Source organism: Acidobacteriota bacterium (genome assembly GCA_003696075.1).
GTDB lineage: Bacteria > Acidobacteriota > Polarisedimenticolia > J045 > J045 > J045.
This window is the reverse complement of the sequence record RFHH01000170.1, coordinates 1-14,633: the sequence shown is the minus strand read 5'-3', so window position 1 is coordinate 14,633 and position 14,633 is coordinate 1. Positions and strand designations below refer to the sequence as shown.

11 protein-coding genes and 1 pseudogene are annotated in these 14,633 nt (G+C 71.6%); 6 read left to right on the top strand and 6 right to left on the bottom strand.

Annotation, left to right across the window (positions count from 1 at the left end; translation table 11 throughout):
• The 3 genes from D6718_11465 to D6718_11455 all read left to right on the top strand — a co-directional run bounded on the left by D6718_11465 (position 1) and on the right by D6718_11455 (position 3,016).
• Positions 1–936 (top strand): GGDEF domain-containing protein, encoded by a 936-nt coding sequence (locus D6718_11465; protein RMG43761.1) that lies wholly within the window; start codon positions 1–3, stop codon positions 934–936.
• A gap of 66 nt (positions 937–1,002) precedes the next feature.
• Positions 1,003–2,124: an S-methyl-5-thioribose-1-phosphate isomerase gene (mtnA, locus tag D6718_11460; protein ID RMG43760.1), complete on the top strand. Its 1,122-nt coding sequence runs from the start codon at positions 1,003–1,005 to the stop codon at positions 2,122–2,124.
• Between the two features lie 370 nt (positions 2,125–2,494).
• On the top strand, positions 2,495–3,016 hold the full coding sequence (locus D6718_11455; GenBank protein ID RMG43759.1) for an Hsp20/alpha crystallin family protein: 522 nt from the start codon (positions 2,495–2,497) through the stop codon (positions 3,014–3,016).
• 12 nt (positions 3,017–3,028) lie between these two features.
• Here D6718_11455 and D6718_11450 read toward each other — a convergent pair whose 3' ends face one another.
• From D6718_11450 to D6718_11435, 4 genes are read right to left on the bottom strand one after another with little or no spacing between them, the layout of a single operon-like run.
• Positions 3,029–3,829, bottom strand: a complete 801-nt coding sequence (locus D6718_11450; protein ID RMG43758.1) for a hypothetical protein — start codon at positions 3,827–3,829, stop codon at positions 3,029–3,031.
• A gap of 8 nt (positions 3,830–3,837) precedes the next feature.
• Positions 3,838–5,193 (bottom strand): hypothetical protein, encoded by a 1,356-nt coding sequence (locus D6718_11445; protein ID RMG43757.1) that lies wholly within the window; start codon positions 5,191–5,193, stop codon positions 3,838–3,840.
• Positions 5,190–6,791 carry a serine/threonine protein kinase gene (locus D6718_11440; GenBank protein RMG43756.1) on the bottom strand — a complete coding sequence of 534 codons (1,602 nt, stop codon included), beginning with the start codon at positions 6,789–6,791 and terminating at the stop codon, positions 5,190–5,192. The genes D6718_11445 and D6718_11440 overlap by 4 nt, the downstream gene beginning before the upstream one ends.
• Before the next feature lie 44 nt (positions 6,792–6,835).
• Positions 6,836–7,741 carry a TIGR01777 family protein gene (locus D6718_11435; protein RMG43764.1) on the bottom strand — a complete coding sequence of 302 codons (906 nt, stop codon included), beginning with the start codon at positions 7,739–7,741 and terminating at the stop codon, positions 6,836–6,838.
• Between the two features lie 111 nt (positions 7,742–7,852).
• Between D6718_11435 and D6718_11430 the strand changes: the two genes are divergently transcribed.
• The gene (locus tag D6718_11430) at positions 7,853–8,224 is read left to right on the top strand and encodes an aminoacyl-tRNA hydrolase (GenBank protein ID RMG43763.1); all 372 of its coding nucleotides are present in this window, start codon (positions 7,853–7,855) and stop codon (positions 8,222–8,224) included.
• 7 nt (positions 8,225–8,231) lie between these two features.
• On the opposite strand, the gene D6718_11425 is transcribed toward D6718_11430, so the two are convergent.
• Complete coding sequence (locus D6718_11425) at positions 8,232–10,895, bottom strand: Na-K-Cl cotransporter (protein RMG43755.1); 2,664 nt, start codon at positions 10,893–10,895, stop codon at positions 8,232–8,234.
• Between D6718_11425 and D6718_11420 the strand changes: the two are divergent.
• Both D6718_11420 and D6718_11415 read left to right on the top strand, forming a co-directional pair.
• Positions 10,381–12,069, top strand: a pseudogene (locus D6718_11420) (hypothetical protein). The gene D6718_11425 and the pseudogene D6718_11420 sit on opposite strands and share 515 nt — an antisense overlap.
• Positions 12,070–13,569: 1,500 nt before the next feature.
• A complete protein-coding gene (locus tag D6718_11415) occupies positions 13,570–14,055 on the top strand; it encodes a phosphatase PAP2 family protein (protein RMG43762.1) in 486 nt (161 codons plus the stop codon).
• 50 nt (positions 14,056–14,105) lie between these two features.
• Here the strand turns inward: D6718_11415 and D6718_11410 are convergent.
• A partial coding sequence (locus D6718_11410) for a hypothetical protein (protein ID RMG43754.1) occupies positions 14,106–14,633 on the bottom strand: 528 nt, incomplete at its 5' end.

The following is a 14,633-nucleotide window of genomic DNA, read 5'->3' as shown; positions in this document are numbered from 1 at the left end:
TTGAAGATCGTGATCGCCCGGTTGCGGCGTCTCGTCGACTTCGACACCGGCGTGGTCTATCTGTTCGACGACGATTCGCGGTTGATCGTTCCGGCCTACGTGGACGGCGAGAACGCCGACATGCTGGAACGCAAGACGCTCAGGCGCGGCGAAGGGCTCACCGGTTGGGCGCTCGAGAACGGTCGCACGGTCGTCAACGCGAAGCCGGAACTGGACTTCTACGGAAAAGAACTGGAGATCGGCCGGGCATACAGGAGCGCCGCCGTGACCCCGCTGAAGGCGTCCGGGCGCCCGCTGGGCACCATCACCCTCTACGACCGCCGCCCGGATCACTTCACCGACGAGCACGAGCGGGTGCTCGAGGCTGTCGGCCCGCAGATCGCCTCGGCAATCGAGGCGGCCCGGTCGTTCGAGGAGACGCGGGCGCGGGCGATGACCGACCTGCTCACCGGGCTGCCGAATTCTCGCTACCTCTACCACCAGCTCGCTCAGGAGATCGACAGGGCTCGGGCGGAGAAACGATGCCTGGCTGTCGTCGTGCTGGACCTGGACCGGTTCAAGCCGATCAACGACAGCTTCGGACACCACGTAGGGGACGAGGTGCTCCGCGAGGTGGCCCGAGCCATCCGGGGGCAGTTCAGGGGAACGGACACCACCTGCCGGTGGGCCGGTGACGAGTTCGTGGTGGTGATGCCGGACGTGCGGCCCGAGACCGTGGAGAAGGTGGTGCGCAGGGCCCAGCAGGAGATCGACAAGTTGGAGATCATGACCTCGGTCGGCCGTCCCGTGAGGGTCGGGATGAGCGCGGGCTGGGCGATCTACCCGGCAGACGGAGAGAACCTCGCGGAGCTGATCCAGACGGCCGACAAGCGAATGTACGAGGACAAATCGCGCCGCCACGCCGGGTGCGGCGCGCCCGCGCGCCCGAGCCTCTGATCGCGCCCGGCCCCTGGCATCCCGGTAGAGAACGTAGAAGAATCCGCCTCCGCTGGAGGCGGACGGATGATCGAACCCCTGCGATTCGTGGACGGGGCCCTGGAACTGCTCGACCAGCGGCGCCTGCCGGCCGAGGAAACCTGGATCCGCTGCCGGACCGCCGAGGACGTCGCGGAAGCGATTCGCGCGATGGTGGTCCGCGGCGCCCCCGCCATCGGCGTCGCGGCGGCCTACGGAATGGCCCTGGCGGCCCGGGGCGCCGCCGCGCAACCTCCGGACCGGTTCCGGGAAGCGATCCGCGGGGCGGCGGCCGCGCTCGAGAAAGCGCGCCCGACGGCGGTGAACCTCTCGTGGGCGGTGCGCCGGCTCCTGGAGTCGGGCGAGGCCGCGCTGGACGAGGCCGTCCCGCCGGAAGAGGCAGCGGCGCGAATGGAGCGCCTCGCCCGCCGCCTCCACGATGAGGACGTCGAGGCCAACCGCGCGATCGGGCGCCACGGATCGATCCTGGTGCCGGAGGGAGCCCGCATCCTCACCCATTGCAATGCCGGCGCCCTGGCGACGGCGGGATACGGTACGGCTCTCGGCGTCGTCCGCGCCGCCGTCGAAGAGGGCAAAGCGGTGTCGGTGATCGCGGACGAGACCCGCCCCTTCCTCCAAGGAGCGCGCCTGACGGCCTGGGAATTGCAGCGCGATGGGATCCCGGTGACGCTGATCACCGACAACATGGCAGGAACGCTGATGGCGCGGGGAGAGGTCGATCTGGTCGTCGTGGGAGCCGACCGCGTCGCCAGGAACGGCGACGTCGCCAACAAGGTGGGGACCTACCCGCTCGCTGTGCTCGCGCACCGACACGGCATCCCGTTCTACGTGGCGGCGCCGACCTCCACGATCGATCCCGACTGCGCCTCGGGCGCCGCGATCCCGATCGAGGAGCGCGACCCGGCGGAGGTCTTGACCGTCGGGGGGACCCGGATCGCCCCCGAGGGGGTACCGGCGCGGCATCCCGCCTTCGACGTCACGCCGGGAGAGCTGGTCACCGCCCTGATCACCGAGGCCGGGATCGGGAGGCCTCCGTGGGAGGATTCGATCCCCCGCCTGCTGGGACGGGCACCGGAGGAGGAGCCCGCCGAAGCGTCCGAGGAGGCTGGGGAGTCGGAGACGGCCGGAGCGGAGGGCGCGGAAGCCTGAGCGGTCCCGCCGGGGGGCCGAACCCCGTCCCTCCAGCGGGGCCGCGCGCAACCCGCGGCGACCGGCGGTGGGGCCCGGAGCAGGCGCTCCGGCCGCCGGCTCGCGCGGATGGCGGCGCTCGCGCCCGCTCCCGCCCGCAGCGGCCCCCGGTGCCCCGACCGCCCCGCAGGGGAAGCTTGGGGGCGGTGCCGGGGAGGGGTGGCCGTGTCGGGGGACCGGACGTCCTTCGAAGTCTCGAAAGCCCGGCCCCGCCGGTGGGGACCGGCCCCGACCTCTTGACAGGCCCCGGACCGCATCCCAAATGACGAACGGGCTCCGGACGGGGAGCCCGGAAATCCAGCGGAAACCAGCGGAAAGGAGGTGAGTGGCGATGCTGCCGGTGATGCGCTCGTTCGGCACCGATCTTCTCGCGGACATGCGGGGCCTCTTCCGCCGCATGGAGCGGGAGTTCGAGGACCTGTTCGGCCGCGTCGGCAGGACGGGTGGCGCCCGGGCGCAGCTCACTTCCGGTGAACCGGCCGATCTCCCGTTCTGGACGGGGTTCCCGCCGGTCGACGTCTGGATGGAAGGGGACCGGCTCCAGCTCGTCGCCGATCTCCCCGGCGTGGATCCCGCGAACGTCGACGTGACGGTCCAGGGCGGCCAGCTGGTGATCCGGGGTCACCGCCCGTTCGTCGAGGAGAAGGAAGGCCGTAGCTTCCTGCTCAGCGAGCGTGGCGGATTCCGGTTCGAGCGCCGCTTCGACCTGCCCGACGGCGTGGATGCGGACAAGGTCCAGGCCTCTTACAGGGACGGCGTGCTCTTCGTGACGCTCCCGGTCTCCGAAGCGGCGTTGCCGAAGAAGGTCCCGATCAAGATCGAGCACGGGGGCCGGAAGAAGCTCGCCGCCTGAGCGGACCGGCCCTCACGAACCGTTCGCGTGGTCCTCCGACGCGAGGACAGGCCCGGGACGACCGGGCCCTTTTTTCGTCCGCGGGCCGGGTGCCGCCGGGCCGGTCCCCGGCGGACGCAGCGAACGCACCAGCGGCGAGAAGTACCGGGCGTCGAGTTCGAGCCCGGGATCGAGCTCGAGCGCCTCGGCGAGCGCCCGGCGCGCGCTGTCGAGGTCGGCGGGGGTACCTCCGGTCCGCGACTTGGCCGCCAGCACGCACGCGAGCACCGCGTGCAGCGTCGCCGATCGGGGCGCCCGCTCGATCAGGGCCTCGAATCGGGCCTCGGCCGCCGGGTAGTCGCCTTCGAGGTAGGCGCGCACCGCGTCCCGGAGCGCCCGGCGCGAGATCCGTCCCGTCACGGGGCGCGACGGAGGGGAGCGCCTTTCCCCTCCGCTCGCGGGGGGCGCCAGCCGGGCGGTGCAGGCCTCCCGGAGCGCGCGCCGGCGAGCCGCGAGCAGCGGAAGGTCCTCGAGCTCTCCCGACTCCTCCGACCGCCGGAAGGCCTCGAGGGCGCCCGCGCAATCGCCGGAGTCGTGCAGCGCGGCCCCGAGATGGAAGTACGGCGTGTAGCGGAGGTAGTTGTTTCCGTACGTCCGGTAGTAACCCGGCTCCGGGCGCATCCGGATCGCCTCGCGGAACCGGCCGGCCGCCGTTTCCGGGTCGCCCGATTCGAGCGCTTCCACTCCGTCGAGATAGTGGTCGTACCACTCGCCGCGGCCGAGCCCGGCGGAAAGGAGGGCGAGCAGGATGGCTGCCGCGGCGGCCTTTCGCATCCTCGGCCTCAGAACCGATAGATCGTCGACGCCACCATCGTCGCGCTGTCGCGCGAACGGTCGACGGCGAAGTCGAACTGGATTCGGTCGAGGGTCACGCCGACGCCGGCGCTGTAGTGCGTCAGATCGTCCCCGGCGGGGAAGACCTGGTCCAGCCCGGGGGCCGTCGAGCGGATGCGATGGTCCGGATCGGTCCAGACGCCGATGCGGGCAGCGACCGGAACGCTGCCGGCGAGGAAGAGCTTCTCCACGCCGAAGTGGATCTCCGTACCGTCATCCACGGCGAACGGCGTCTCCCGGTCGGGAAAGGTGATTCGATTGAGGCCGGCGATGTAACCCTCGAGCAGATCGGAGTACTCCACACGCACCGCGTCGAGGAAGAAGGTCAGAGGCTCCGTCGGGCGAAACGCGACCCCGATTCCGTAGGAGTCCGGCGTCGCGATCTTGTTGGCGAATTCGGCGCCGAACTGCTCCCGCACGGATGGCGCGTTGGCACCCACCTCCGGCACGGTTTCTCTGACCTCGAACCGGAGGCCACGCCGGTAAACGGCTCCGAAGCTCAGGTGGTCGGTCGGACGCCACAGGATCCCCACGTTCGCCCCGAGAGCCGTGTCGGAATCGTCGATACGCGTGGCATAGTCGAGGACCGGAACGGAGTCGGTGACACTTCGGTCTCGGAAGAGATTGTCCGTCCTTCCGTCGATGTCGATTCTGCCGAAGACGGCCGTCAGACCGATGGAAAACCGCCGGTGGAGTGCGACGGAAACGGCGACGTTGTACTGCTCGATCTTCGTCGCCACATCGGCTTCCGCGATGGCTTCTTGATCGACCACCTCCGTGCCGGCCGGAACGGGCCGACCGTCCGGCCCGACGTCGAAGACGCGCCGCAGGCCGGTCACGCTGAACGAGTTCTTCGCCCGGGCCCTGACATCGAGGCTCTCCATCCGGGAAAAGCCGAACGACACGAGGCGTCCCGGAAGCACGTACGACAGGAAAGCCGGCCGGACCGCCCCCGCCGGATCGACGTCGGCCCCCGCGGCGAGCGTCCCGGTGAACACGTTGGTGTCGAGCGGCACGCTGATCCGCGTCGCCGAGGCATCGTGCGAGAAGGCCCTCAACTCGGCGAACAGTTCCGGCCGCCGCAACCGGGCGAGGCCCGCGGGGTTCGCCTGGGCCGCGCTGGAGTCGTCGGCGAGCGAGATGAAGGCCCCGCCGATCCCCAGGGCGCGGCCGCCGGGGTTCTGCAGGTTGAACGGGAAGTCGCGGAAGATTTCCTCGTCCGTGAGCGCGAGGGCGCCGGCCGACGACGCGACAGCGGCCCCGAGACACCAGACGGCACAGCGGATCATCCTGGTCGGGCTCATTCTTCCTCCAGCACCACACCCTCACGCGAGAGGTTTTCTTCGATCCACCGGGCGAACCCTCCGACACCCATCGGCCGGGCGAGGACCGTTCGATCCCTCGCGCGGACTTCGGCTTCGATCGTGAGCGGATCGACCGCCGACGGGTGGGCGAGTTCGATCGCGTAGCGGCCCGGGGGCAGGACGAGCTCTCCCGGCACGAGCTGGCCCGCGGGCAGGACGCTCCCATCGTCCAGCCTCCGGATCGCGAGCACCCTGGCCCAGGGTGTGACGTCCAGGCGCAGTCGGCCGGGCGGAGGCGGCGCGGCTGGCCGGCCGGCTCTCCGCGGGGCGGTCGCCGGCGCCGCCGCCGGGCGTCCGTCGGCCCGAGAGCGATCCTTCCCGGTGCCGGAGCGGCGATCCGCCTTCCCCTCGGCGGCTGCGCTCCCTCTCGCGGGAGGCGCGGGCGCGGGTCCGCGGCGGAGCCCCGGCGCGGTCCTGGACCGCCGGCCCGGCTCGGCTCCGCTCGCCACGGGGCGCTCGGGACGGCGCTGCGGCGGGTGGCGCTCGATCGACAGCGGCACGTCAGGCGCGCCCGAGCGCGACCCGGCCGTGTACCACAACCCCGCGATTCCGGCGGCGATCGCCAGGCTACCGAGCAGTGCGGCTGTCCAGCGGCGCCTGCGGACGGGCGGCGGCTCCGCGATCGTCGCGTCTTCGTCGGGCAGGCCGGTTCGAACGGTAGCTTCTCCCGACAGCGCCCGCGCGATGCGCTCTTGAAGCTGCCGCGCTCGGTCCCCGGCGAGCTCCTTGCCGACGGCGTCGAGCTCTCGCTTCATTTCGCGGGCCGTCCGGAACCGCTTCTCCCGATCCTTGGCGAGCGACTTGGCGACCAGGCGCGCCAGCCGCGGGGGCAGCACCGTGGCGAGGCGATCGAAGCCGGCAGGGGGCTCGTTGAGGATCCGGTGCAGTGTCACGCCGATGTGTTCGCCGGAGAAAGGACGCCGGCCGAAGAGAAGCTCGTAGAGGATCACCCCGGCGGCGAACAGATCCGACCTCCCGTCGAGGTCCTTCTGCGCCCTGACCTGTTCCGGGGACATGTAGTCGACGGTCCCGATGATCGTTCCCGTCCGCGTGGCCTCCGAGCTGGCCAGCTTCGCCACCCCGAAATCGAGGATCTTCACCGCGCCGGTGGAGGTGAGGAAGATGTTGGCCGGCTTGATGTCGCGATGAACGATGCCGGCGCGGTGCGCGAAGTCGAGGCCATCGCAGATCTGGGCCACGATCTGGATCCGGCGGTCGATCGGCGGCAAGTCCCCGGAGGCGATGAGGCGGCCCAGATCGGTACCCTCCATCAGCTCCATCGCGATGAAGGGCCGGCCCTCTTCCTCGCCGAGCTCGTGAATCGTGACGATGTTGGGGTGGTGGAGGCGCCCCGCGGCCTTGGCTTCCCGCAGGAATCGGAGGGTGTCTTCTTCCGATCCCTTTCCTCCCGGCAGGACCATCGTCTTGAGCGCAACTTCGCGCTCGAGGATGGTGTCGTAGGCGCGGTAGACGACACCCATCGCTCCGCGCCCGAGCTCGCCGCGGATCTCGTACTTGCCGAGGCAGGAGACCGCCATCTGAGGAATGAATAAAGAGGGCGGTCAGCACCGGCAATTGCCGTTCAGGACCGCTGATCCAGGAGATCGCCGAAAGCCCGGTCGATCGTATCGAAACGGAACAGGAACCCGGATCTCTCAGCGGCGCGGGGCACCGCCCGGCGGCTGGCGACCAGCTCCGCAGCGAATCCCCCGACCGCGGCGAAAAGCGCCCATCGCGGGGTCCAAAGGAAGGCCGGACGGTGAAGCGCCTCGGCGAGGCGCCGGCTGAAGTCCGCCTGGCGAACGGGGTGCGGCGCCGTCACGTTGACCGGGCCCGCCAGATCGCCGTCCAGGACGTGGAGAATCAGCCGCACGGCGTCGTCGACGTGCACCCAAGCCCACCACTGGCGCCCGCTTCCCAGGCGCCCTCCGAGCCCGAGGCGGTGGGCCCGCATCATCGGCGGCAAGGCGCCCCCTTCCGCTCCCAGGACGATCCCGAACCGCAGGAGCGCCACGCGTGCCCCCCACCGCTCCGCGGCTCTCGCCTCGGCTTCCCAGTCCCGGCACAGCCGCGCGAGGAAATCTCCACCCGGCCCGACCTCTTCCCCGACCACCTCCTCGCCGCGGTCGCCGTAGTAGCCGACGGCGCTCGCCGACAGCAGCACCTCAGGTGGGCGGTCCTGGCGTCCGAGCGCCCCCACCAGCGCCGCCGTTCCGGCGATCCGGCTGTCGCGGATGGCGCGCCGGCGGCGTGCGGTCCAACGTCCTGCAACCGGTTCGCCGGCGAGATTGACGGCGGCGTCGAGTCCGCTGGGAAGGGCTTCGGGCGCCGGCGGCGGCCAGGGATGGACGGCCTTCGCCCCCGGCACGGCGCGCCGCGCCGCCTCGGGGCGCCGGGACGCCACGTGCACCTCGTCCCCGCGCCGCGCCAGCGCCTCCGACAGGCGCCTTCCGACAAACCCCGTTCCACCGGTGACGAGCACCTTCATCCGCATCCCCCGGAAGCGGGAAGCCCGCCGGTGTCATAGCATGTCACCGTGCCGCGACGCTTCATCGAACTTCCCGGAGGCGTGCGGATCCCGCTGGCCGAGATCCAGTTCATGTTCGGCCCGGCCAGCGGGCCCGGCGGCCAGCACGTGAACCGCGCCCACACCCGCGTGGAACTGCGGTTCGACATCGCGGGGTCGCCCAGCCTTCCCGATCCGGTCCGGGCCCGCCTGCTGGAGCGGCTCGCCGGCAGGCTCGACCCGCCAGGGGTGCTGGCGGTCCGTTCCCAGCGGACACGGAGCCAACACCGGAACCGGGAGGACGCGCTCGAGCGGATGATCGCGATCCTCACCGCGGCGCTGGCGCCTCGCCGGCCGCGGGTGGCGACGTCGCCGCCGCCGGCCGCCCGCGCCCGGCGGCTCGCCGAGAAAAAGCGCCGGTCGGCGCTCAAACGGGAACGCCGGACTCCTCCGGAGGAAGACTGATCCCGGCTCATGCCGCGCCTTCCTCGCCGGCACTGCCGAGCAGTGCCCCCGCGAACGCCCCGGCATTCCGGACGAACAGCACCGTGCCGAGTCCCGAGGCCAGCTCCTCGAGCCGGCCCGCATACTCGCGCTCGCGTCCCGCCTCGACCTCGCGCAGCCCCATCAGGACGACGTCCGCACCGCGCGAGACCTCGTGGATCAGTTCGATGACCGGCCGGCCTTCCGGCTTCAGGATCACCTTCGTCTCGGCGTCGATGCGAACCGCCCGTAGCATGCGCCCGAGGGCGGAGCGGTTGCGTTCCGCCATCATCTCGTTCGTCGCGATGCTCATCACGCCGATCCGCGCCCGCCTCCACTCCGGGTTTCGCGACAGCAGATGGGCGAACATCAGCAGGAGATCGCCGTTCCGCTGCAGCCCTCCCCACCAGACGTGGATCTCCTGCCGCCGGCCCCCGCCGGGCGATCCGGCGAGGCGTGCGATGACGGACGACTTCCCGAGCATCGCCAGGCGCCGGACGATCCGAAGAGTCGCCGCTCTCCGCTCCGGCTTCTCGCTCCAGCCGAACATGACGGTATTCGAGTGGATGCCGGCGATGCCGTTGCTCTGCGCGACCGCGATCGCGCCCTCTTCGAAGTCGGGAACGGCGTCGACCTCGGCGAACCCCATGACGCCCAGGTTTTCGATCTCCTCGTCCAGACGCGCCCGCTCGCCGTCGAGTTCCGGCGCGAGTGTCTCGATCGGCCCCACGACCAGTTTGGCGACCGTGAGGATTCCGCGCTCCTGGTTGAGCCAGGCGGCGTACCGGACGAGTTCCGCCCGGCGGGCGGGGTCGCCTGCGAACAGCAGGATGTGCGGGCGCCAGTTCCTCGGATCTTCCGGGAGTCTCTTGAGCTTGAGGACGGCGGCGCGGACGAGCCCGACGAGGGCGCCCCGGCGGAGATCGCCCCAGCTGGCGCTCATCTCCCGCCGGCGCATCGCCAGGTAGACCGCCGCCTCCACAATGATCGCCGCGACGCACGCCCATCGGCTGATCAGGAACATGACCCACACGCAGGCCGCGGCGCCGGCGATGGAAACGTACCAGGGGGTCCGCATCAGGGGGCGGAACGACGGATCTCCGCCCAGCTCCTCCAGGCCGGCGACGAGGTTGACCATCCCGTAGGTCGTGAGGAAGAACATCGTCAACACCGGGGCGACTTCGTCGAGACCTCCCAGGGCGACAGCCGCCAGGGCGACCCCGGTGGAGAGGGCGAGTGCCGGCGCGCTCGACCTGCCCGACCTCTGTCCCCGCCGCGATCCGCCCAACCATCGCGGGAGAACGCGGTCATCCACCATGGCGTCGAGCGTGCGCGGCGCCCCCAGAATGCTGCCCACCGCCGAGGAAAAGATCGCGCCCCAGAGACCGGGGAAAATCAGGAAGGCCCCGCGTCCGGCGAGCGAGAACCAGATCAGCGTGTCGCGCGCCAGCCGCTTCGAGTCGGCCGCGAACGCGAGCGCGATCGGCACGGCGAGGTAGACGAAAAACCCCACGAGGCTCGCGGCGAGCGTGCCGCGGGGAATCGCCCGGCGAGGATCGGCGAGATCGCCGGAGAGGCTCACTCCGGCCATGATTCCGGTCACCGCCGGGAAGAAGACCGCGAAGACGCTCCAGTAGTCCTGCCCGCCCGGAATCCCTTCCCAGGCGACGGGAGAGGTCCCCGCGTGCCGGATCACCGAGACGGCCAGCACGACGAGCGAGAGCCCGATCGCCGCCATGATCGGGAGCTGCAGCTTCAGCGCCGCCTCGGCGCTCCGGGAGGCCAAGGCTCCGACGGCCAGCACCACCACGGCCGCCGCCGGCGCCAGGGGGACTCCGGGCCATGCGATCCGCAGGCTCTCGACGAACCCGTAGGCGTACAGCGTGACGGAGAAGGTCTGGGCGAGGAAGAGCGGAATGCCGATCGCCGCCCCGATCTCGATCCCCAGGCTGCGGGAGATGATGTAGTAGGCGCCGCCCGCCCCGACCCGCATGTTCGTCGCCACGGAGCACAGCGACAGGGCGGTGGCCAAGGTGATCAGATCGGCGAGGACGACGATCGAAAGGGCCCGGGGCAGCCCCACGTTCCCCACGACCCAGCCGAGCCGCAGGTACAGGATCACCCCGAGGATCGTGAGGATGGACGGGGTGAAGACGCCCAGGAAAGCCCCGAGGCCGTCACCGCGCGGGCCACGCCGCCGCCCCCGCGCCCCGGCCCGCCGTCCGAAGGAGCGCCGGCGTCGGAGCGCACCCTGCCAAGCACGCAAGCGGCATCCCCCTGTGGGCGCCGGCCGGATCCGCCGCCGGGCCGGGGCGAGGCTAGCAGATCGGCGCGTATCCGGTCGTCTGGGCCGGACATCCCGGCCGGAATCGGGACACCCGCGCGCGGATGCGTCCGGCTCGAAAAACGGCAAAACCCGATCTTGCAGCGTGTTGCCCGGTGGCGGGAGGCTTGCACCCGGCCGGGCCGGCCGGCGGCCACGCGGCGGCGGTCTGCCCGCGCCCGGCTCGCCAGGTCGATGGAGATCGCCCATGCGACGGACCCTCGCGGGATGGTTGGGCCTTGCGCTGATCCTCGTCGCCGCTCCCGCCGGGGCGGCCGAGCTGGCTCCCGATGTCCTCGAGTGGCTGCGCGACGGGTTCCTTCTCGACATGAGGGGCGACTTCGTGGTGACGCTCCGCGCCCCGCTCGACGAGTCCGACCGGACCTACCTCCTCGCGCGGGCGGAGAACACGCGCGAGTTCCCCTCGCTGGGGATGATCGCGGTCAATCTCCCCGCGCGGGAGCTGCCGCGGTGGGCGGCGCACGAGAAGGTCGCCTCGATCAGCCTGGACCGCCGCGTCGGCGCCTTCTCCGAAGGGGTCGCGCTGCGGCGGGTGACCGGCGTGCGGGAGGCCGCCCGGCTGTTCGGCGTCGACGGGAGCGGCATCGCGGTGGCGCTGCTCGACTCGGGGCTGGCGGATCATCCGGACCTCCCCGCCGCGACGAAGGTCAGCTTCGTGCCGGACGAACCGCCGGACGACGTCTTCGGGCACGGCACCTTCGTCGCCGGTGTGATCGCCGGGCGGAACGGGCGCGGCGACAAGGAAGAGCGTCGGGCGGGTCTGGCGCCGGGCGCCTCGATCGTCTCGGTGAAGGTCCTGGACGGTTCGGGAGCCGGGCGGGCCTCCTGGGTCCTGGCCGGCGTCGAGTGGATCCTCGCCAAGAAAGACGAGTTCGGGATCCGTGTGGCGAACATGAGCTTCGGCGGCGCCAGCCCGGAGTCGTACCGGACCGATCCCCTGTGCCTCGCCGTGGAGCGGCTGCACGACGCGGGGATCGTGGTGGTCGCGGCGGCAGGGAACCTGGGAAGGACCGATGACGGACGTCGCGCCTTCGGTTCGATCACGACACCGGGCCTTTGCCCGCACGCGATCACGGCCGGTGCCGCGGAGAGCGGGAAAAAGCGCCAGCGCTCCGACGACCGGGTCGCGCCGTACTCGTCGCGCGGGCCGACGCGCGGCTACGATCCGCTTCGCGACCGCTACGACCATCTGCTCAAGCCGGAGATCGTCGCACCCGGTAGCGCCGTCGTGTCGACGGCCGCTCGGGGGAGTTTCCTGGCGGAGCGGTACCCGCGACGCCTCTCCTTCGCCGGAGAAAAGATGGACAAGCGGCGCGTCTACATGAGACTCGACGGAACCTCCGTCGCCGCAGCGGTCACGTCAGGGGTCGCCGCGCTGATGCTGGAGGCCAACCCGCGCCTTTCTCCCGAGGCGGTGAAGGCGGCGCTCATGGAAACCGCCCAGACGCTTCCCGGCTTCTCGGTGTTCGAGCAGGGGGCCGGCCTGCTCAACGCCGAGGGGGCCGTGCGCCTGGCGGCCCTCATCGGCTCGCGGGAGATCCGGGAGGACGAGAAGTCCCGTCACCGGGAAGCGGAAGAGGAGGCGCACGGCCTGGGCGTCCTGCGGGCGATCGTCGCCAGCGATCCGTGGGCGCCGGTTTCGGTGATCGGAGAGGAGACCTTCCGCTGGTCGTCGGGCACGGTCCTCGTCCCGGCAGCCGACGGTGAGGGCGTCGTCCCCGCCGGCGGCTCTCTGTTCGTGGACGGCGTGTTGATGTCGGGCGGCATCCTGTTTGCCGACGGGATCCTGTTCGCCGACGGGATCCTCTTCGCCGATGGGATCCTGTTCGCCGACCTGTCGGCGGCGGTGCGTGAAGGGGAGGCGGTGCCACCCCTGACACCGTCCGGGCTGGTGAACGCCTCCCGCGTCAGGCTGAGCGACGCTTCGGCGGTCGGGAGCGGCCTGCTGCGCCTCCCGGAGCCACCCGGCGACACGACGGCGCTTTTCGCGGCGGGGATCCTCTTCGCCGATCGCGGCCTGCGGGCCTCCGGGCTGCGCAGCGGAAGTCCGGCGGACCTCGGCGGCGGGCTTTTCGCGGCCGGCGCGCTGCTCGACGCCGCCGAGCTGTCGGCGCTCGGCCCCCGGGACGCGCGTGCCGCCGTGCTCGGGGCGGGGGCGCCGTAGCGCGCGGCCTTCACGGCTGTTCGCCCTCCGCCGCGCCGCACCGGCGCGCTTGACTCCCCGCCGTTTCGCGGTACCGGTGCGGGCAGGATGGACGCCCGCCCGCGCAGATCCTGGAGCACGGATCCGGAGCGCAGCGTCGGCAGCGTGTTGCGCCGGCTCGGAAGGGAGCTGGGCGCCTGCCCGGATGCGGTGCGCGCCGTGAGAAGCCGCCTCGAGGCCGCCGGGATCGATCCGCACGAGGAGGCCGGCCCGTACCTCTTCGCGATCCGTGCCGCGCTCCGGAGAGAGACGGAACGGCGTGCGGACCTCCACCGCGTGAGGCACTACCTGGACTCCGTGCGCCGGCGGCTCGAGCGGCAGGAGACCGGCTCGCCTTCGGAGCGGCGCATCCTCGAAAAGCTCCGGCTCGGGCTCGAGGAGCGCCTGCGCGCCCTCGACGGACCTCCCCCGGCGCCTTCCTCCGGCCCCGCCCGCCGTCCCGCCATCTGACGGCGCAGCCGCTTCCGTACCGGTGATAGATTCGGCGCCATGACGGCCCGTGCGGGACGCATCGCCGCCGCCCTGATCGCGGCGTGCGGCTTGTCGTGCGCGACCGCCGGGGCGCCGCGGCCGGATGGCCCCACGTCCTGGGGAGCGGCGCTACGGCGGGCCGCGCGCGATCGCGGCACCTGGGTCCCCGCGGCCGGTGCGGCCCTCGTCGCCGCCGGCGGCTGGGACGCCCGGATCTCGCGGTGGGCCACGCGGAAAGCGCCGCTCTTCGGCTCACCGGCGCGGGCGAGCCGATGGAGCGACCGCCTGCGAGGAGCGGCGCATCTCGGGATGGACGCCGCCGCCCTCGCCGTTCCCGGTTCGTGGCGGGTGAAAGGGGGCCGCCTGCTCCTCGATCACGCCGCCGCCGTGACCGCGACATCGCTCACCGCCGGGCTCAAGCGCGCCACCCGGCGCCGCCGGCCCGACGGGTCGGACCGGGAGAGCTTTCCATCGGGGCACGCGTCGCGGGCCTTCGCCTATGCCGCGGCGGGCCGGGTGGACCTCGAGGAATCGGCGCTGCCGCCGGGTTGGAGGTGCGCCTTGGGCGCGGGACTCACCGCTCTCGCCGCGGGAACCGCATGGGCGCGGGTGGAGGCCGGGGTCCACTTCCCCACGGACGTGCTGGCAGGCGCGGCTCTCGGGAACTTCACCGCCCGGGTGATGCACGAGCGGTTCGCAGGGCGCGGGCGGGAGGTGTCGGTGGCGGTCGACCGGCGTCGCGGCGGCTGGAGCGTCGGCGTGACGCTCTTGTGGGGCGCGCCTCCGCCCCGGTAGACGAAGGGCCCGCGCCCCTGGTGGGACGCGGGCCCTGCCCGATCCGCGCTTCAGAAGACGATGTTGAACAGCAGCGTCTTCCGGTCGTTCTTCGCCTGGCCGGTGGGCACCGACGTTTCCTTCCAGTATTCGAGGGAAACGTTGATGTTCTGGCGGATGTAGGCGGTCACGTTCGCCACGATCGAATCGACGGAGTCGTTCCCGTCGTTCGACTCGACCGACTGGTAGCGGAGGAGCGGCACGATCGGGGTGTCACCCTCGGCGTTGATCACGTAGAAGCCCTGGATGTAGTACGCCGCATTCGACTGGTCACCGGTGATCACATCGTTGACCGGGTCGTAGACGTCGTCCTTGGCGTCCATGTACATCCCCTGGATGTACAGGTTCCCCTGCTCGACCTGGAAGTCGATCCCGGTGCGGCTGTAGTCCACGGTGGATGCCGCATTGCCGCCGAGGAGATCGCCGCCGACCGAACCATCGACATAGAAGCCGCCGATGGTGAACCAGGGGAAGTCATAGGCGAGCCGGATCGCCGCATCCTTCTCGTCGGCTCCCATCGGGTCCTTCGTTCCGGACGC